This window comes from Devosia sp. Root685 (genome assembly GCF_001427875.1).
In the GTDB taxonomy this organism is placed as follows: Bacteria; Pseudomonadota; Alphaproteobacteria; order Rhizobiales; family Devosiaceae; genus Devosia.
This window is the reverse complement of record NZ_LMHK01000002.1, coordinates 770,058-789,022: the sequence shown is the minus strand read 5'-3', so window position 1 is coordinate 789,022 and position 18,965 is coordinate 770,058. Positions and strand designations below refer to the sequence as shown.

Here is an 18,965-nt window from a genome sequence, read left to right as displayed (position 1 = left end):
GCTCTCTGCCAGCGAGAGCCGTAGGCTTTGCGGGAATTTTTGTGGGACCATGGAAGAAATCCCAACTTCCCTCCGTATACATGACGTGCGAAACCGCACGTCATGTATTGATCAGTAATTCTGCAAATTGATCGCCGTACTGATTTGATAAAATCCGTTCGGTTCGGTGTTTGTAACAGCTTTGTGGTGGGGTTGTGACTATTGCGCTCCGGTTTGTTCAATTGCACTCCAGATAAAATTGGGCTTTCGTGTGGCCCAAGCCTTCCGCTCATCTATTTCGAGAAGGCGCTTATTCAGGAACGGAGAGAACGCTAATGCACACTTCACTGACTCGCATTGCCGCAGCGCTTGCCGCTACGACCATGCTCGCCGGTGTGGCCAATGCCGAGACCATCCGCTGGGCCCGCTCATCGGACGCACTCACCTTGGACCCGCATTCGCAAAACCAGGGCAATACGCACACCCTGGCCCATCACATCTATGAGACGCTGGTTGGCCGCGACAACGATGGCACGCTGACGCCGCGCCTCGCTACCGAATGGGCACTGAAGGAAGGCGACGACACCGTCTGGGTGTTCAAGCTGCGCGAAGGCGTCAAATTCCATAATGGCGCCGACTTCACCGCCGAGGACGTGGTCTATTCGATCACCCGCGCCAAGAGCGAATTCTCGAACATGAAGCAGCTCCATTCCGTCGTGGAAGGTGTGACTGCGGTCGACGATTATACCGTCGAATTCCAGATGGCCGGCCCTTCGCTCATCTACCCCAACAACCTCACCAACACCTTCATCATGGACAAGACCTGGGCCGACGAGAACGATCTCGCCACGGTTCAGGATTTTGCCAGCGGCGCCTCCAACCACTCCGTTCTCAACACCAATGGCACCGGCCCCTATACGCTGGTGTCGCGTGAAGTCGATGTGAAAACTGTCCTCGCGTCGAACCCGGAATGGTGGGGCGAGGCTCCGGCGGTGACCGGCGTCGAATACCTGGTCATTGCCGACGCGCAGACCCGCATCTCGGCGCTGCTTTCGGGCGAAGTCGACATCGTCCAGGACGTGCCGCCGCAGGATATCGAGCGTCTATCCTCGACCGAAGGCTTCAAGGTCGAAACGGGTCCGGAAAATCGCTTCATCTATTTCGGCTACAAGTTCGGCGAAGAACCGCTGAAGTCGTCCAACATCACCGATAGCAACCCCTTCAACAATCCGCTGGTGCGCGAAGCCATGGAACTGGCGCTCGATCGCGACGCCATCCAGAAGGTGGTGATGCGCGGCCAGTCCATCCCGACCGGCATCCCCAACCCGCCCTTCGTTGCTGGCTGGACCGAAGAACTTGACGCCTATCCGGCGCCGAACGTGGAACGTGCCAAGGAACTGATGGCTGAAGCCGGCTATGCCGATGGCTTCTCCGTCACCCTCGACACGCCGAACAACCGCTATGTCAACGACGAGGCGATCTCGACCGCCTATGTCGGCATGCTCGGCCAGATCGGCATCCAGGTGACCCTGGCCTCGCGCCCGGTCGCCGAACATTCCCCGATCATCCTTGCCAACGAGTCCGATTTCTATCTCCTCGGCTGGGGTGTCCCGACCTTCGATAGCGCCTATGTGTTCAACGATCTGGTGCACACCAAGACCGACACGCACGGCACCTATAATGTCGGCCTCTACGTCAATCCCGAACTCGACGCGAAGATCATCTCGCTCGGCACCGAGAGCGACCAGGCCAAGCGCGACGCGACCGTCGCCGACATCTGGGCCACCGTGAAGGCTGACCGCGTGCTGCTGCCGGTGCACAATCAGGTGCTGGCCTATGCCATGCGTTCGGGTGTGACGCTGCCGGTTCAGCCGGAAAACCAGCCGAACATGACCACGGTCACTTTCGAGTAAAGCGCTGAAATCCCGGGCCGCCGCGTAGAGTTTTCCTCTCGCGGCGGTCCGCCGCCTAAAGCGCGTTCCGATCCCAAGGGATCGGCCGGTTGCGCTTTAGCCTTTTTCTGGCGCGTGTCTTTGTCCTGAAACCGGAACCACTTTCAGGAGACACGCTGTAAGGGGCGCCCATGCTCGCCTTCATCGCCCGGCGGCTGCTGCAGTCCGTCATCGTCATGCTTGTCGTGGCGTTTATCGCCTTCCTCGTCTTCCGATATGTCGGTGATCCCTTGGCAAACCTGCTTAGCCAGGATGCGACCATGGCCGACTATGAGGAGGCGCGCGAACGCCTCGGGCTCAACCAGCCCTTCTACATCCAGTTCTTCCACTTCGTGGTCAACGCGCTCCAGGGCCAGTTCGGCGTGTCCTATCGGCTGCAACAGCCGGTTAGCCAGTTGATCTTCGAGCGCCTGCCGGCCACCATCGAGTTGGCCGTCGCCTCCTCGATCATTGCGCTGGTCTTCGGCGTCTTTCTCGGGGTCTACACCGCTCTCAAGCAGCGCGCTTTTTCGACCGGTGTTATCATGACACTGTCGCTGGTCGGCGTTTCCCTGCCGACCTTTCTTATCGGCATTGGGCTCATCTACATCTTCGCCGTCGAATTGAAGTGGCTGCCGTCCTTCGGGCGCGGCGAAGTCATCCAGATCGGCTGGTGGCGCACAGGTCTGCTTACCCAATCGGGCCTGCGCTCACTCATCCTCCCCGCCATCACCCTGTCGCTGTTCCAGTTGACCCTCATCATGCGCCTCGTGCGTGCGGAAATGATGGAAGTGCTGCGCACCGACTATATCCGCTTCGCAAGAGCGCGCGGTCTCTCCCAGCGGGCGATCAATTTCGGCCATGCGCTCAAAAACACCATGGTGCCGGTGATCACCATTACCGGCCTGCAATTGGGCTCGGTCATCGCCTTCGCCATCATCACCGAAACGGTGTTCCAGTGGCCCGGCGTCGGCTCCCTGTTCGTCAATTCGGTGGCCGCGGTCGATGTGCCCGTGATGGCCGCCTACCTCGTCTTCGTCGCGCTGATTTTTGTGATCATCAACCTCATCGTCGACATCCTCTATTTCATCGTCGATCCGCGTCTGCGCGACGGCGCCAAATCCGGGAGGTAGCATCTTGACCGATCTGCCCCATTCCCCCGAGCAGCCGGTTCCTGCTGCCAAAACCTCGCGCTGGAAAACCTTTTGGCGCTCGGACATCGTCTGGTCCTATCGCCGTTCCCCGGTGACGGTGGTCGCCTCCATCGTGGCGTTCCTCCTGGTTTCCATGGCGGTGTTCGCGCCCCTCTTGGCCCCCTACAACCCGTTCAATCCCGCGACCCTCAATCTCATGGACGGTTTTACCCCGCCCAATTCCAATTCGATGGGCGGCCGCTACTTCGCTCTCGGTACCGATAGTCAGGGTCGCGACGTGCTCTCGACCATCATGTACGGCTCGCGCGTCTCGCTTTTCGTCGGCGCCATGGCGACGCTCTTTGCCATGGTCATGGGCGTCGGCCTCGGCCTCGTCGCCGGCTATGTCGGCGGCATCTGGGATGCCGTGATCATGCGCGTCGCCGACGTGCAGCTCTCCTTCCCCGCCATTCTCATCGCCCTTCTCATTTTCGGCGTGGCGCGCGGCATCATTCCGCCCAACCAGCAGGAAGGCGCCGCCATCTGGGTGCTTATTCTTGCCATTGGTCTCGCCAATTGGGCGCAGTTCGCCCGCGCCGTGCGCGGCGCCACCATGGTCGAGCGGCAGAAGGATTATGTGGCGGCCGCCCGCATTCTCGGCGTCAATCCGTTCATCATCCTTCTCCGCCATGTGCTGCCCAATGTCGTCGGCCCCGTCCTCGTCATCGGCACCATTGGCCTCGCGCTCGCCATCATCGAGGAAGCGACTCTCTCCTATCTCGGCGTCGGCGTGCCCCCGACCCAGCCTTCATTGGGAACGCTGATCCGTATCGGCCAGCAGTTCCTGTTCTCCGGAGAGTGGTGGATCCTGCTCTTCCCCGCCATCACGCTGGTGCTCTTGGCGCTCTCGGTCAACCTTCTGGGTGACTGGCTGCGCGACGCCCTCAATCCGAAGTTGCGCTGATGACCACACCTGTTCTTTCCATAAAAAATCTCGTCGTCGACTTCCCTTTCCATGACGAGGTTTTCCGCGCGGTGGACGGTGTCTCCTTCGACATCATGCCCGGCGAAGTCGTCGGCGTTGTCGGTGAATCCGGCGCCGGCAAGTCGATGACCGGCTCCGCCGTTATCGGCCTTATCGAGCGCCCCGGTCGCATTTCGAGCGGCGAAATCCGCCTCAAGGGCGAGCGCATCGACAATCTCGGCGAGCCCGAAAAAGCCAAGCTGCGCGGCAAGCGCATCGGCATGGTATTTCAGGACCCGCTGACGAGCCTCAACCCGCTCTATACGGTAGGCCGGCAGTTGACCGAAACCATCCGCGCCCACCTGCCGCTCAACGAAAGTGAAGCCCGGCAAAAGGCCATCGATCTTCTGACCGAAGCCGGCATTCCCAAGGCCGCCGAACGTATCGATAGCTATCCGCACCAGTTCTCGGGCGGCATGCGCCAGCGCGTCGTCATCGCCCTTGCCATCGCCGCAGAGCCCGAACTGATCATTGCCGACGAACCGACCTCTGCCCTCGATGTTTCGGTGCAGGCCCAGATCATCAAGGTGCTGAAAAAGCTCTGCACCAATCACGGCGCCGCGGTGATGCTCATCACCCACGATATGGGCGTCATCGCCCAGACCGCCGACCGGCTAGTGGTCATGCACCATGGCAAGGTGGTCGAAACCGGCACAGTGGGCGACATCATCCGCCGCCCGCGCGAGCCCTATACGGTCAAGCTGATCGACTCGATCCCGACGATCGAGCGTAGGGAAGGCCATATCGCTTCGGCAGCACCCGCCAATGACGACAGCGCCTATGTACAGGTCAAAAACCTCGTCCGCGATTTCGAACTCGGCCGCGGCAGCTTTACCAAACTCCTCCCCGGCAAGGTCGAAATGTTCCGGGCGGTCGATGATGTGAGCTTCTCGATCCCCAAGGGCAGAACTTTTGGTCTCGTGGGCGAAAGCGGCTCGGGCAAATCCACCTGCGCCAAGATGATCGTCGGCCTCGTGCGTCCGTCCGCGGGTCACATCACCGTCGATGGCCACGATATCTGGGCCGGTGGCGCCGGACATCAGGAACGCCGCAAGCGCGTGCAGATGATTTTCCAGGACCCCTATGCCAGCCTCAATCCGCGCTGGCGGGTTAGGGATATCATCGCCGAACCCATGCGGACCCTGGGCCTTGCCCGCAACAAAACCGAAGTCGAGCACCGCGTTGCCGCGCTCCTCGACAAGGTGCGCCTCGATCCCTCCGTCATGCGAAAGTTCCCGCATGAATTTTCCGGCGGCCAGCGCCAGCGCATCGCCATTGCAAGGGCCCTGTCGAGCCAACCCGAGTTCATCGTCTGCGACGAGCCGACCTCGGCCCTCGACGTTTCGGTGCAGGCGCAGGTGCTGGACCTGATGAGCGAGTTGCAGTCCGAATTCGGGCTCACCTATCTCCTCATCAGCCACAATCTCGCCGTCGTGCGGCAGATGTCGACCTCCGTCGGCGTGCTTCACAATGGCGTGCTGGTCGAACGCGGACCGACCGACGCGATCTTCGATAGTCCGCAGGCCGACTATACGAGAATGCTTCTGGACGCCGTTCCCGACATCTCCAAAGTCGCCTGAGCGGGGCGTGCATGAGATGAAGTCCCTCGAAGCAAAGCGACGCAGGCACATCATCGATTGCACGATCGCCGTCCTCGTGCGCGATGGCGTCGCCGGAACTTCGCTCTCCCGCGTGGCGTCCGAAGCGAAAGTCGCCAAGGGCATCATCTGCTACTATTTCGGCAGCAAGGACGGTCTTTTCGATGCCGTCCTTGCCGGCGTCCACGAGCGGATGGCAGAAGCTGTCGTCGAGGACGCCGAAGCGCTCGACGATGAATGGCAACGCGTCTCCGCCTTCGTCACCGGCCATCTGAGCTACGTCAAAAAGCACCGCGCCGAAGTTTTGGCCCTCCGCCACCTCGCATCCACAAGGGCAGGGGGCTCGGAAGTTTCCGACCACCTCGCCGTCTGGCGCGAGCAGAAAGATTGGCTCGTCGGCACGCTGACTGCCGGACAAGATCGTGGCGCCTTCAAATCCTTCGATGCCGGCGTCGTTGCCACCGCCATATCAGGCGCGCTCGAAAGCGGGCTCCTCCAATGGGCGCATGACGCGACCATCGATCTCGATCTCTATGCCGGCCAACTCCTCGATCTCTTCGAACCCGGCGTCTGCGAACCCGCACCCGAAGCCCAACTGGCCTCGGCCTAAGTTTTTCTTCCCCGCTATGGAAGAGCCGCACCCTTTTGTCCGTATATAGGCAATGGTCCCGCGCAAGCCCCACAAATCCGAGGTCATGAGCGAGCTTCCGGCTCTGCGCCGCTATGCGCTGAGCCTGACGCGACGTCCGAGCGATGCCGAAGATCTCGTGCACGATGCTCTGGTGCGCGCCATGGAGCGCAGCGTCACCTACAATCCCGCGGGGAACCTCCGCGGTTGGTTGATGTCGATTGTGCATAACCTGCACATCGACCGCGTCCGTTCCGGCAAAAGCGCGGCGGCCCGCGATCGGGATTTTGCCGCGCAAACCGCCGATACGCTGGCGCCCAACCAGCTCGATAGCGTCCGCCTCAATCAGGTGCGCCGCGCCTTCGATACGCTGCCCGACGAGCAGCGCGAGGCCATGCATCTGGTGACCATCGAAGGCCTCAGCTACGAGGAGGCGGCCACCGTGCTGGGTGTCCCTGCAGGCACCGTCATGTCGCGCATCTCGCGCGGGCGTGAAGCCCTGCGGCGCTGGGAAAGCGGCCCGGCCCTGAGACTGATCAAAGGAGGCGAATGATGCGGAACATTGAAACAGTCGACCCCCTGGAACTGGCGGCCTATGTCGACGATCAGCTCGACGTCTCGCGCCGTATCGAGATCGAGCATTGGCTCTCCCAGCACCCCGATATTGCGGCCCAGGTCATGACCGACCTTCGCATGCGCGACGAATTGCGCCTGGCCCTTGCCGGCGACGAAGTGCCCCCCATGCCGGCAACGAGCGACATGGCGCGGCGCCTCGAAGGGCGCCTCCATCGCGGTCAGTTCTTCCGCCGCCTGCGTCCGCTTGCGGCCGCGTCCTTCCTTCTCAGCGCCGGCTGGATTGCCCATAGCCAGCTCGGTACACTTCCCGCCCAGGCCTCCAGCAGCGTCCCCGAATATGTTACCGCCGCCGTCGAGGCCCACCACATCACGGCCCTCCGCGCCGGCATGGATTCACAGCCGCGCGTCACCGATTACGATCCGGCCGAACTGCTCACCGAGACCGCCATTCGCATGCCGAAACTGCCGCAAGGCTGGGCGGTGACCGACGTGCAGGTCTATCCCTCCCATTTCGGCCCCAGCGTCGAGCTTGCCGTCAATGCCGGCGCTCTCGGGGCCGTCTCGCTCTTTGCCGCGCGCCCCGGCCAGTTCATCGTCGAGCGTCCCTCGACGCGCCATGTCGATGATACGACGACGGCCTATTGGCAGTTCGGCGACATCGCCTATGCGCTCGTTGCGAGCGCTCCGCCCGGCGAGGTGTCCCGCGCCGCCGGCTCCCTTTTCGATTCCCTCTACTGACGGAGACTACCATGGCCTTGCAGCCACAATCGCGCTGGAGCAATCCGGCATCCACCATGGCCGGTGCCGCCTTTGACGAGGGCCTCCGGCAACACATGCTGCGGGTCTATAATTATATGGGCCTTGGACTGGTCATCACCGGCCTCGTGGCCTTCTTCGTCGGCTCGACCCCGGCGCTTTATGTGCCGATCTTCTCGTCACCGCTCAAATGGGTGGTGATGTTCGCCCCGCTCGCCTTCGTGATGTTCTTCTCGTTCAAGGTCAATTCGATCTCGGCCGGCGCCGCACAGACCATGTTCTGGGCCTTCTGCGCCGTCATGGGTCTTTCCATGGCCTCGATCTTCCTGGTCTTTACCGGTGCCAGCATTGCCCGCACCTTCTTCATCTCGGCCGCCATGTTCGGCGCCATGAGCCTTTATGGCTATACGACCAAGACCGACCTGACCAAATTCGGCTCGTTCCTGATCATGGGTCTCGTCGGCGTCGTCATCGCCTCGATCGTCAACATCTTCCTCGGTTCGAGCATGCTGCAATTCGCCGTTTCGGTGATCGGCATCCTCGTCTTCCTCGGCCTCACCGCCTGGGACACCCAGACCATCAAAGAGCAGTTTGCCGAAAACAATGGCGCCGAAGCCAACCAGAAGCTCGCCGTCATGGGCGCCCTGTCGCTCTATCTGAGTTTTGTCAACATCTTCCAGCTCCTCCTCAGCCTCACCGGCCAAACGGAAGAATAGGCATTTCCAGGCGCCAAAGGGCCGGCGCGACAGAAATGTCCCGCCGGCCTTTTCTTTGGATAGCCAAGCGCCACGACCCCATAGTCCTCATGGTGAGGTGCGGAACGCAGTGGAGCCTCGAACCACGAGGGCGAGAGAGTGGAGGCCCTGTGCCACGTCCTTGGTGAAGCGCCCTAATCCAGCGATCGGACCGATCCCCGTTCCACCAGGTTCGGTACCAGCATCAACCGCTGCGGCGGCAGGGGATGGCGGTTGCTGTTCATCCGCTCCAGCAGCAGCCGAAAAGCGGCAATGCCCATATCGGCGCCGGGCAGGCGTACCGTCGTCAGCGGCGGCGAGATTTGCGTTGCGGCGGCAAAATCGCCATAGCCGACCACCGAAATGTCGTCGGGCACGCGCAGTCCCATGCGGTGCAATTCAGAAACGACATGCACGCCAAGGCTGTCATGCGCGCAAAATAGCGCCGTCGGCAGCTCCCCCTCGGTCTTGAGCGAGAGGAACGCATTGGCAAACCCCTCCTCGCCAAATTGCACCTCGACGACGCTGGCCTGATCCGAGGTCAGCAGCGCTTCGCGCAGGCCAAACAGACGCTCCATGCGCCCGCGTAACACCCGGCTGCCATGCACGAAGCCGATCCGCCTGTGCCCGCGCGCGATCAGGTACTGCCCGATGGCATTGCCCGCCTCGTGGTCGGCACCGGTCACCTGATCCACTTGTTCGAGCGGCAGCACCCAGCCGAGCCGCACCACCGGCCGGCCCACGGCCTTCAATATCCCAAGCGTCTTCACATCATGCTGGCCCACCAACACCACGCCCGCACTCGCCCGCGCGATGGTCTCGACCCGCTCCGGCTCGGCCGTCCAGTGGATTTGCACCTGGTATCCAGAACTATCCGCCTCGCGCTGAATGCCGTTTTGCATCTGCATCCACAGTTCGCTGTTCACGGGGTCATGATCGTTGAAGATGATGTGAATTGCCGGCCTGATCGCCGCCCCATCGGCCGCGCGCAGATAGCCCAGTTCGAGTGCCTTGGCCGTCACCCGCTCGCGCGTCTCTTCGCTGACGCCATCCTTACCGGCGAGTGCGCGCGATACGGCGAACTTGGAAACCCCCAACTGGTCGGCAATCTCTTGCAGCGTGACTTTCTTCAATCGCTCACCTTTGCGTTTTGTTAGGTTCTATCACGTCTGTTTTTATGCGCAAGTTTTGTCTGTTATGGTCGATTTAGTGCATAAAAACCAAAGGCATGCGCCAATTTTAATTTTCTCTGTAACGATTTCACTATGTCTATTGACCTAACAATTAGGTATTGATTGGCTTGTGTTAGCTCGAAGAGGGACATTTTAGGTTCCCCGGGCTGAGGAGGAATCGATGACCAATATTTCTCGGAGAACATTCCTGGCTGCGACCGGCGCCGCTCTCGTGCTGCCGGCCATCCCGGCATTCGCGCAGGCCCCGCTCAAGGAAGCGCCGGCGCTCGCCGAAGCCGTTGCCGCCGGTACCATTCCGCCGCTGGCCGAGCGCCTGCCGCTCAACCCCATGGTGGTGCAGCCCTTCGAAAGCGTCGGCAAATATGGCGGCGATCTCCGCGCCGCGCTTGTCGGTGGCGGCTCGCTCAACATGATGCATCGCTATCAGGGCTATGAGCCGCTTGTGCGCTACACCCCCGATTTTGGCGGCGTCATCCCCAATGTCGCCGAAAGCTTTGAAGCCAACGAAGACACCACGGCCTATACGTTCAAGCTGCGCGAAGGCCACAAGTGGTCCGACGGCACGCCCTTCACCAGCGACGACGTAATGTTCTTCTACGAAGACATTCTCCTCAACGAAGAACTGGCCCAGTCCCCGCCGACCCCGCTGCGCTCGACCGATGGCAGCACCGCCAAGTTCGAGAAGATCGACGCGCTGACCTTCCGCATCGTTTTTGCCCAGCCCAATGGCCTCCTGCCGCTGCGCCTCGCCTGGGCCAATGACGACCGCACGACCCGCACCCCGCGTCACTATCTCGAGCAGTTCCACATCAAGTACAATCCCGATGCGGACAAGCTCGCGACCGATCAGGGCCTGACCGGCTGGGTGCAGCTCTTCCAGATCAAGAGCGGCATCGCCGTCGATGGCGAAATCTTCAAGAACAAGGACATGCCGACGCTGTTCGGCTGGACCGTCACCCAGCCCATCGGCGAATCCGCCGAGTTCTCGATCTCCCAGCGCAATCCCTACTATTTCAAGGTCGATACCGAGGGCAACCAACTGCCCTATATCGATCGCATCACCTATGCCGTTGCCGCCGACAATGAAGTGCTGCTTTTGAAGGCCCTCCAAGGCGAGATCGATCTCCTCGACCAGTGGATCTGCACCCCGGCCAATCGCGCCGTGCTCTATGATGGACAGGAAACCGGCCAGTACGGGTTCTACACCACCACCTCGACCGAGCCGAACGAGATGGTGTTCCAGCTCAATCTGACCCATCCCGACCCGGCCAAGCGCGCCCTTTACCAGAACAAGGACTTCCGCGCCGCGCTCAGCCACTCGATCGACCGCCAGGCCGTCATCGACACCATCTTCATCGGCCAGGGCGCCCCGGCGCAGCCCTCGGTCCGTCCCGAAGACCCGCTCTACAATGAGCAGCTCGCCACCCAGTTCACCGCCTACGACACCGCCAAGGCCAATGAACTGCTCGACACCATCGTCCCCAACAAGGACGGCGAAGGCATGCGGCTCGACGAAAACGGCAATCGTGTCACCATCATTTTTGAGATCGATCAGGTCCGCCAAACCTTCGTGGATTCGTTCCAGCTCGTCCTCCCCATGCTCCGCGCCGTCGGCATCGACGCCCAGATGCGCACCATGGACCGCTCACTCTGGGAAGTTCGCGTGCGCCAGGGCGGCGAATATGACGCCACGGTGCACAAATTCGGCGGCAATGGCGGCATCGTCGCCATTCTCGATCCGCGCTACTTCTTCCCCAACACCACCGAGGCCATGTACGCCAAGGGTTGGCAGATCTGGTACAACGACAAGAATTCCGTCGATGCGGTCGAGCCGCCGGAAGCCACCAAGCGCCAGTTCGAGGCCTATAACGAGCTGCGCCAGTCGAGCGACCCGGCCAAGCAGAACGAGCTGATGGCGGAAATCCTCCAGATCGCCGCCGACGAGTTCTACGTCTTCGGCATCACCCTGCCGCTCGATGGCTATGGCATCATCGCCAATCGCCTCAAGAACGTGCAGCCGAGCATGCCCAATTCCTGGGGCTATCCGACCCCTGCGCCGACCAATCCCGAGCAATATTACATCAGCTGACACCTCCCAACGTCAGCTTGGCGCCGGCGGTTGTCCCGCCGCCGGTGCACTCCTCCTAAAGCCCAAAAGACCGGATCGTCCGATGCTTAAAATCGAAGACAGCCCAGCTGCGTCCACCCTCCGCACGCCCGACTGGTACAAAACCGCTACGCGCTGGACCCAGCTCACTTTCGTCGAGGACGACCCGCAGCGCTATGACCCCGCCTTCTGGGTGGACGTGTTCAAGCGCACCAAATCCAACGCCATCTGCCTCTCGGCCGGCGGCTACATAGCCTACTATCCGAGCGAAATCCCGCTTCACTATGTCTCGAAATTCATCGGCGACACCGACCCCTTCGGCACGCTCGTCGCTGAAGCGCGCAAACTCGACATGCATGTCATGGCCCGCGTCGATCCCCACGCCATCCACGCCGATGCCGCCGAAGCGCACCCCGAATGGGTCTCGCTCACCGTCGATCGCCAGCCGCGCGAACACTGGGCCATGCCCGGCATTTTCGTCACCTGCGCCTATTCAAGCTACAATTTCGACTTCATGACCAAGGTCATCGTCGAGATCGCCGAAAAATACGACATCGACGCGCTCTTCGGTAATCGCTGGCAGGGCCATGGCGTCTGCTACTGCAAAGCCTGCGAAGACAATTTCCGCACCGCTAGCGGCTTCGAACTCCCCGAAACCAGCAGCGCCTCCGATCCCGTCTGGCAGGCCTGGGCCGCCTGGCGCCGCACCACCCTGACCAAACTCGTCGCCCATTGGGACACCGAGGTCAAAAAGGTCAAACCGCACGCCTCTTTCATTCCCAATATGAGCGGCTCCTCGCTCATGGAATTCGACCTCTCGGTCATCAAGAAGCACTGCCCCATTCTCTTCGTCGACCATCAGGGCCGCCGCAATGTCGAGCCCGCCTGGTCCGCCGGCCGCAATGGCAAGCGCATCCGCGCCACGTTCCGCGATCGCCCGGTTGGGCTCATCACCTCCATCGGCCCCGAGGAAATCCCGCGCTGGAAGGACTCCGTGCAGACCGGCCCCGAGATCGAACAGTGGATCCACGCCGGCATCACCCAGGGACTCTTCCCCTGGTTCACCAAGTTCAACGCCTGCATCCCCGATGACCGCTGGGTCCAGCCCACGGCCAATGCGTTCAATCTCCACGCCAAGGTCGAGCCCATCATCGGCTCCATGCTGCCCAAGGCCGAAATCGCCATCATCGATCCGGCGACGACTCTTCGCCATTGGGACCCCGACAAGCGCCACCTCGCCGAACTCAACGATATGGGTTTCTACCATGCCCTTGTCGAAGCCCGGCTCCCCTTCGAATTCCTCTCCGACCAGATCATGACGGTCGAAGAACTGTGCCGCTACAAGCTCGTCATCCTCGCCAACGCCACCTATCTCTCCGACGCCCAGTGCCAGGCGCTGCGCGATTTCGTCGCCGAAGGCGGTTCTGTCGTCGCCGCGCACCAGACCTCGCTCTACGACGAAAAGGGCGCTGCCCGCACCGACTTCGGTCTCGCCGATGTGTTTGGGGTGAAGATGACATCGCCGCCGCGGACCGGCGTCCGCAATTCCTACGTCTCGATCAATGGCAGCCACCCCATAAGCACCGGTTTCGGCAGCGCCGAGCGCATCATCGGCGGCACCGAAGACGTGGGCGTCGAGTCAACGACGACGCTCGAAACCCCCTTCCTGAAGGTCCCGGATTTCCCCGACCTGCCGATGGAAGAAGTCTATCCCCGCCTGCCGCCCCAGGGCGTCGGCGTCTCGGCCCGCACCACGTCGGCAGGCGGTCGCGTCGTCTACATCCCGTGGAATATCGGCGAGGTTTTCTGGACCTATATGGCCGAAGACCAGGGGCGCCTCATCGCCAACGCCGTCAAATGGGCGCTCGGCAAGGAGCCCGAAATTGAAGTTACCGGCCGCGGCGTCTTCGACGTGGGCCTTCATGAAGACGAAAAGGGCAGGGCGCTCTGCCTCCTCAATCTCACCAATCCGATGATGATGAAGGGCCCCCTGCGCGACACCTGGCCGGTCGGCCCGCTCACCGTCTCGCTGGAAATCCCCAGGGACAAAAAGGTGAAATCGGCCAGTCTCTTGGTGGCGGGTAAAGACGTGCCATTCCGAATCTCGGATGGCCGTGCAACGGTTGACATCCAGGAGATCGAGACCATGGAGGTGGTCCATCTGAGCTGGGCGTGAGGGAGGAGACACCCCCTCCCATCCTCCCCCATCAAGGGGGAGGTGCCGATCGAGTTTGTTGCTCGATCTAGCCAAAACCACCGTCCCTTCACCTCCCCCTTGATGGGGGAGGACGGGAGGGGGGTGACGGGAGCCCCAAAGCTCCCCCCAAACCACCGGCCCGACGCTCACCCGCCGGACCACCCCGCAAAGCCGAAAGAGGAGCGGCAATGCTGAACTATATCTTGAAGCGACTGGTCTACATGATCCCGACCCTGATCGGCATGTCGATCATTTCGTTCGCCATCATCCAGCTGCCGCCGGGCGATTATCTGACCTCGCTGCTCTCGACGCTCGCCGACGGCGGGTCGCCGATCGATCCGGCGACGGTCGAGCGCCTGCGCTCCCAATATGGGCTCGATCAGCCCGTCTGGATTCAATATGGCAAGTGGATGCTGGGCATCCTTACGCGCGGCGATTTCGGTTTTTCCTTCGAGTGGAACCAGCCGGTTTCCGAAGTCATCTGGTCGCGCATGGGGTCCACGCTGGCGATCTCGTTTGCCGCCCTGCTCCTCGTCTGGGCCGTGTCGCTCCCCATCGGCATCTATTCCGCCGTGCGCCGCAATTCCATCGGCGACCACGTCTTCACCTTCTTCGGCTTCATCGGCCTCGCCGTGCCAAACTTCATCCTGGCCTTGACGCTGATGTACGTTTCCTTCCGCGTCTTCGGCCAGTCGGTCGGCGGCCTCTTCTCGCCCGAATATGTCGACGCGCCTTGGAGCCCCGCAAAGCTCTGGGACCTCATTCTCCACCTCTGGATTCCCATCCTCGTCATCGGCATGTCGGGCACCGCCTCGATGATCCGCATTCTGCGCGCCAATCTCACCGACGAGCTGTCAAAGCCCTATGTGACGACCGCGCGTGCAAAAGGCCTGCCGGAATATAAGGTCATCGTGAAATACCCGGTGCGGATTGCGCTCAATCCCTTCGTCTCGGCCATTGGCTGGGTGCTGCCCGAACTGGTCTCCGGCGTCACCATCACCGCCATCGTCCTCAACCTGCCCACGGCCGGCCCGCTGCTTCTGCGGGCCCTTGTCGCGCAGGACATGTATCTCGCCGGCAGTTTCATCCTGCTTTTGAGCGTGCTGACCCTTATCGGGATGCTCGTTTCCGACATCCTGCTCGCGCTGCTCGATCCGCGCATCCGCTATAATTGAGGTGATGCGATGACCCTTACGCCCGCTCTCGATGCCAAGCTCGCCGAAGACGGCCCCGCCATTTCCGGCCTTAAACCCGGCATGGACCCGATTTCCGATGCCGCCGCCGGCCAATGGACCCTCATCTGGCGCAAGTTCCTCAACCAGAAAGTCGCCCTCTTCTGCGGCGGCGTGATTTTGGTTCTTTATCTCATCGGCGCCTTTGCAGAATTCCTCGCCCCGGGCCTGCCGGATACGAGCCGCGCGCAATACACTTACGCGCCGCCGCAAAGCATTGGCCTCTTCACGCCCGATGGCCAGTTTCAGCTGCACGTCAAAGGCTACACCGTTGCCATCGACAAGGCTGCGCTCCGCCGCACCTTCGTCGTCGATGAAAACATCATCGTCCCAGTCGGCCTTTTCGTCGAAGGCCCCACCTACAAATTCTGGGGCATGTTCGAAGCCAATCGCCACCTGATCGGGCCGCTCGATCCCACACAAACCATGTACCTCCTCGGCGCCGATCGTCTCGGCCGTGATCTCCTCAGCCGGCTGATCTATGGCACCCGTATTTCCATGTCGATCGGCCTCATCGGCGTCTGCATGTCGCTGTTCCTTGGTGTCGTCCTCGGCTCCATCTCCGGCTATTTCGGTGGTTGGATCGATACCGTCATCCAGCGTGTCATCGAAGTCGTCAGCGCCATGCCGACCATTCCGCTCTGGCTCGGCCTTGCCGCCGCCATTCCGCTGACCTGGTCACCCATCCACGTTTATTTCGTTATCACCATCATCGTCTCGCTGCTCGGCTGGACCGGCCTCGCCCGCGAAGTACGCGGCCGCTTCTTCTCCCTCCGCAACGAGGATTTTGTGACCGCCGCCAAGCTCGACGGCTCTTCAGAACGTCGTGTCATCTTCCGCCACATCCTGCCCTCGCTCACGAGCCATATCCTCGCGGTGACCACCCTCGCCGTACCTTCGATGATCATCGCCGAAACCTCGCTCTCCTTCCTCGGCGTCGGCCTCAAGGCGCCCGTCGTCTCCTGGGGCGTGCTGCTGCAGGACGCGCAGAACATTCGTTCGATCTCGACCGCGCCCTGGCTCCTCATCTGGCCCAGCCTCGCGGTGGTGATCGCCGTCCTCTCCTTCAACTTCTTCGGCGATGGCCTCCGCGATGCCGCCGACCCCTACGAAACCTGAGGAGCCGATAACAATGGAAAAACCCGTCCTCAGCGTCGAAAATCTCAATCTCGATTTTCACCTCCGCACCCACATTCTCCACGCCGTCCGCGATGTCAGTTTCGATCTTCATCGCGGCCGCACCCTCGCACTCGTCGGCGAAAGCGGCTCCGGTAAATCCGTCACCGCCCGCTCGCTCATGCGCATCGTCGACAAGCCCGGGGTCATGGTCGGTGGTCGGATCATCCTCCGCACCCAAGGTCGCGAGGTCGATCTCGCTCAACTCGCCTCCAACAGCCCCGAAGTCCGCGCCGTCCGTGGCGCCCGCATCGGCCTGATCTTCCAGGAGCCGATGTCCTCGCTCTCGCCTGTCCACACCATCGGCAGCCAGATCGACGAAGTCGTGCGCCTCCACTCAAAGATTGACAAACGCGCCGCCCGCGCCCGCACGGTCGAGCTGCTCGGTCAGGTCGAAATTCCCGACCCCGCCGAAATGGCCGACCGCTACACCTTCGAATTCTCCGGCGGCATGCGCCAGCGCGCCATGATTGCCATGGCGCTCGCGGTCAATCCTGACATCCTGATTGCCGACGAACCGACTACGGCGCTCGACGTAACGACACAGGCCGAAATCCTCGACCTCATCAAGCGCCTGCAAACTGAACGCGGCATGGCCATGCTGCTCATCACCCACGACATGGGCGTCGTCGCCGAAGTCGCCGACGATGTCGCAGTGATGCGCTTTGGCCGCATCGTCGAAACCGGTACGGTCGACGAAATCTTCCATGCCCCCAAGCACGCCTACACCCAGCGCCTCCTGGCATCGACGCTCAAACTCGAACAACCCGCCGACGCCCGCGCCGAAGCCGTCATCACGCCCCAACCCCTCCTCACGGTAAAAGGCCTCACCAAAGTCTATGGCGGCGCCAAGGGCTTTCTGGGCACCAAGAAGTTCGCCTTGAAAGCCGTCGACGATGTTAGCCTCGTCCTCCATGCCGGCGAAAATCTCGGCGTCGTGGGCGAGAGCGGCTCTGGCAAGACCACCCTTGGCCGCCTCATCCTCCGCATCGTCGAGCCAACCGAGGGGCAGGTGCTCTACCGGCAAAAAGACGGCAAGGAGATCGACGTCACCGCGCTCTCAAAATCCGAACTGCGCAAATTCCACGCCGATGTCCGCCTGATTTTCCAGGACCCCTTCGCCTCGCTCAATCCGCGCATGACCATCCGTCAGATCATCGGCGACCCGCTGGTGGTCGAAGGCAAACTCTCGGCAAGGCAGATCGAAGAAAAGACCGCCGAACTCCTCCGGCTCGTCGGTCTCTCGCCCGATGTGATGGAGCGCTATCCCCACGCCTTTTCCGGCGGTCAGCGCCAGCGCATCGGCATCGCCCGCGCCCTGGCGCTGGATCCGCGCATCATCATCGCCGATGAAGCGACCTCAGCGCTCGACGTTTCCATCCGCAGCCAGATCCTCGACCTGCTTTTGGAGATTCAGAGCCACCTCGATCTCTCCTTCATCTTCATCTCCCACGACATCTCCGTCGTCCGCTATTTCTGCGATCGCGTCGCCGTCATGCATCGCGGCAAACTGGTCGAAATCGGCCCCGCCGAAAAGATCTGCACCACCCCGGACGAGGACTATACCCGCGCCCTGATTTCGGCCGTTCCCAATCCCGATCCCCGAAATAAACGCATGTTGCACCGAACCCGCCTTGCGTCCCTCTCAACGTCAACAGTCTGCTAACCAATGACCACCAATCAGCGTGCCGTGTTAACCGGCGCCGGCGCAATGAGCCGCAAATGGCTCGAAGCCGTAAAAACCGTCGGCGGCGTCGAAATTGTCGGCATTGTCGACATCAATCCCGCCAATGCCGAAGCCCGCGCCGCCGAGCAAGGTATCAATCCCGAGATCGGCACCGATCTCAAATCCATGCTCGACAAACTGACGCCGGAGATCGTCTTCGACGTCGCCATCCCCGCCGTCCGCCACGGCATCGTCTCGACCGCTTTGGCCGCCGGCGCCCATGTGCTGTCCGAAAAGCCCATGGCCGAAACCCTTGATCAAGCTAGGGATTTGATCGCCCGCGCCGAGGCGGCCGGCCGTCTGCATGTGGTCATCCAGAACCGCCGTTACCTCGCCCAACTCCGCCGCATCCGCCGCCTCGTCGCCTCCGGCGCCATCGGCGAAATCACCGGCGTTCACTGCGATTTCTTCCTCGATCCGCACTTCGGCGGTTTTCGCGAACAGATGCCGCACGTCCTCCTTTTGGACATGGCCGTCCACACTTTCGACGCCGCCCGCTTCGTCATCGATGACGCGGCCACCTCGGTCTATGCCGAAGAGTGGAACCCCGCCGGCTCCTGGTACGAACGCGACGCCTCGGCCTTTGCCAGCTTTCGATTTTCGCAAGGCGCCGTAATGACTTACCGCGGCTCCTGGGCTGCGCCCGGCTTCCGCACCTCCTGGGAAAGCACCTGGCGCATCACCGGCACAAAAGGCTCCATTCTCTGGGATGGCGCCGACGATATCCGCGCCGAACGCACGCTCCCCCATGTCACCGGGAAACTCCTTCCCGATACCCAAGTCATTGAAATTCCAGCACTCGATCCCACCGACCGCATTGGCGGCCATCTCGGCGTCATCAGCGATTTCATCGCCGCCACCCGCGGTGGGCCGATGCCTGAAACAGTCGGGCGCGAAAACATCAAAAGCCTCGCCATGGTCCTCGGAGCGATCGACAGCTCCAAAGCCGGCCGTCGCGTCGAAATTGTAATTTAG

At 61.7% G+C, this 18,965-nt stretch carries 15 protein-coding genes; 14 read left to right on the top strand and 1 reads right to left on the bottom strand.

Translation table 11 applies throughout. The annotated features are described in order from the left end of the window. Nucleotides 1-314: 314 nt before the first annotated feature. The 8 genes from ASD83_RS12175 (at nucleotide 315) to ASD83_RS12140 (ending at nucleotide 8,341) form a co-directional block, all read left to right on the top strand. On the top strand, nucleotides 315-1,892 hold the full coding sequence (locus tag ASD83_RS12175) for an ABC transporter substrate-binding protein (protein WP_056311206.1): 1,578 nt from the start codon (nucleotides 315-317) through the stop codon (nucleotides 1,890-1,892). 170 nt (nucleotides 1,893-2,062) lie between these two features. Next, entirely contained in the window at nucleotides 2,063-3,043 is a 981-nt protein-coding gene (locus ASD83_RS12170) for an ABC transporter permease (protein WP_056311204.1), read from the top strand. A 13-nt stretch (nucleotides 3,044-3,056) separates the two neighbouring features. Next, nucleotides 3,057-4,007, top strand: coding sequence for an ABC transporter permease (locus tag ASD83_RS12165; RefSeq protein WP_056312383.1), 951 nt, complete (start codon nucleotides 3,057-3,059; stop codon nucleotides 4,005-4,007). Next, complete coding sequence (locus ASD83_RS12160; protein ID WP_056311202.1) at nucleotides 4,007-5,647, top strand: ABC transporter ATP-binding protein; 1,641 nt, start codon at nucleotides 4,007-4,009, stop codon at nucleotides 5,645-5,647. The genes ASD83_RS12165 and ASD83_RS12160 overlap by 1 nt, the downstream gene beginning before the upstream one ends. A 16-nt stretch (nucleotides 5,648-5,663) precedes the next feature. Continuing rightward, entirely contained in the window at nucleotides 5,664-6,275 is a 612-nt protein-coding gene (locus ASD83_RS12155; RefSeq protein WP_056311200.1) for a TetR/AcrR family transcriptional regulator, read from the top strand. A gap of 85 nt (nucleotides 6,276-6,360) precedes the next feature. Further along, a complete protein-coding gene (locus ASD83_RS12150; protein ID WP_244489160.1) occupies nucleotides 6,361-6,846 on the top strand; it encodes a sigma-70 family RNA polymerase sigma factor in 486 nt (161 codons plus the stop codon). Then, nucleotides 6,846-7,607: an anti-sigma factor gene (locus ASD83_RS12145; RefSeq protein WP_320409107.1), complete on the top strand. Its 762-nt coding sequence runs from the start codon at nucleotides 6,846-6,848 to the stop codon at nucleotides 7,605-7,607. Before ASD83_RS12150 ends, ASD83_RS12145 begins: the two co-directional genes overlap by 1 nt. Before the next feature lie 11 nt (nucleotides 7,608-7,618). Then, a complete protein-coding gene (locus ASD83_RS12140) occupies nucleotides 7,619-8,341 on the top strand; it encodes a Bax inhibitor-1/YccA family protein (protein ID WP_056311195.1) in 723 nt (240 codons plus the stop codon). 173 nt (nucleotides 8,342-8,514) lie between these two features. Here the strand turns inward: ASD83_RS12140 and ASD83_RS12135 are convergent, their stop codons facing one another. Beyond that, a complete protein-coding gene (locus ASD83_RS12135; RefSeq protein WP_244489159.1) occupies nucleotides 8,515-9,492 on the bottom strand; it encodes a LacI family DNA-binding transcriptional regulator in 978 nt (325 codons plus the stop codon). A gap of 220 nt (nucleotides 9,493-9,712) precedes the next feature. Here ASD83_RS12135 and ASD83_RS12130 point away from each other — a divergent pair, with 220 nt between their 5' ends. The 6 genes from ASD83_RS12130 to ASD83_RS12105 all read left to right on the top strand — a co-directional run bounded on the left by ASD83_RS12130 (nucleotide 9,713) and on the right by ASD83_RS12105 (nucleotide 18,965). Continuing rightward, on the top strand, nucleotides 9,713-11,641 hold the full coding sequence (locus ASD83_RS12130; protein ID WP_056311193.1) for an ABC transporter substrate-binding protein: 1,929 nt from the start codon (nucleotides 9,713-9,715) through the stop codon (nucleotides 11,639-11,641). Nucleotides 11,642-11,723: 82 nt separating this feature from the next. Next, nucleotides 11,724-13,835, top strand: a complete 2,112-nt coding sequence (locus ASD83_RS12125; protein WP_056311191.1) for a family 10 glycosylhydrolase — start codon at nucleotides 11,724-11,726, stop codon at nucleotides 13,833-13,835. Between the two features lie 209 nt (nucleotides 13,836-14,044). Next, nucleotides 14,045-15,031 (top strand): ABC transporter permease, encoded by a 987-nt coding sequence (locus ASD83_RS12120; protein WP_056311188.1) that lies wholly within the window; start codon nucleotides 14,045-14,047, stop codon nucleotides 15,029-15,031. Between the two features lie 9 nt (nucleotides 15,032-15,040). Next, on the top strand, nucleotides 15,041-16,207 hold the full coding sequence (locus ASD83_RS12115; protein ID WP_056311186.1) for an ABC transporter permease: 1,167 nt from the start codon (nucleotides 15,041-15,043) through the stop codon (nucleotides 16,205-16,207). Between the two features lie 13 nt (nucleotides 16,208-16,220). Then, nucleotides 16,221-17,930 (top strand): ABC transporter ATP-binding protein, encoded by a 1,710-nt coding sequence (locus ASD83_RS12110; RefSeq protein ID WP_056311185.1) that lies wholly within the window; start codon nucleotides 16,221-16,223, stop codon nucleotides 17,928-17,930. A gap of 3 nt (nucleotides 17,931-17,933) precedes the next feature. Then, entirely contained in the window at nucleotides 17,934-18,965 is a 1,032-nt protein-coding gene (locus ASD83_RS12105; protein WP_056311183.1) for a Gfo/Idh/MocA family protein, read from the top strand.

Excerpts from the sequence above, each read along its gene's own strand:
- ASD83_RS12120 (WP_056311188.1), top strand. The coding sequence starts at position 14,045 with ATGCTGAACTATATCTTGAAGCGACTGGTCTACATGATCCCGACCCTG.
- ASD83_RS12130 (WP_056311193.1), top strand. The coding sequence starts at position 9,713 with ATGACCAATATTTCTCGGAGAACATTCCTGGCTGCGACCGGCGCCGCT.
- ASD83_RS12145 (WP_320409107.1), top strand. The coding sequence starts at position 6,846 with ATGCGGAACATTGAAACAGTCGACCCCCTGGAACTGGCGGCCTATGTC.
- ASD83_RS12105 (WP_056311183.1), top strand. The coding sequence starts at position 17,934 with ATGACCACCAATCAGCGTGCCGTGTTAACCGGCGCCGGCGCAATGAGC.
- ASD83_RS12160 (WP_056311202.1), top strand. The coding sequence starts at position 4,007 with ATGACCACACCTGTTCTTTCCATAAAAAATCTCGTCGTCGACTTCCCT.
- ASD83_RS12170 (WP_056311204.1), top strand. The coding sequence starts at position 2,063 with ATGCTCGCCTTCATCGCCCGGCGGCTGCTGCAGTCCGTCATCGTCATG.
- ASD83_RS12155 (WP_056311200.1), top strand. The coding sequence starts at position 5,664 with ATGAAGTCCCTCGAAGCAAAGCGACGCAGGCACATCATCGATTGCACG.
- ASD83_RS12115 (WP_056311186.1), top strand. The coding sequence starts at position 15,041 with ATGACCCTTACGCCCGCTCTCGATGCCAAGCTCGCCGAAGACGGCCCC.
- ASD83_RS12140 (WP_056311195.1), top strand. The coding sequence starts at position 7,619 with ATGGCCTTGCAGCCACAATCGCGCTGGAGCAATCCGGCATCCACCATG.
- ASD83_RS12110 (WP_056311185.1), top strand. The coding sequence starts at position 16,221 with ATGGAAAAACCCGTCCTCAGCGTCGAAAATCTCAATCTCGATTTTCAC.
- ASD83_RS12175 (WP_056311206.1), top strand. The coding sequence starts at position 315 with ATGCACACTTCACTGACTCGCATTGCCGCAGCGCTTGCCGCTACGACC.
- ASD83_RS12150 (WP_244489160.1), top strand. The coding sequence starts at position 6,361 with ATGAGCGAGCTTCCGGCTCTGCGCCGCTATGCGCTGAGCCTGACGCGA.
- ASD83_RS12125 (WP_056311191.1), top strand. The coding sequence starts at position 11,724 with ATGCTTAAAATCGAAGACAGCCCAGCTGCGTCCACCCTCCGCACGCCC.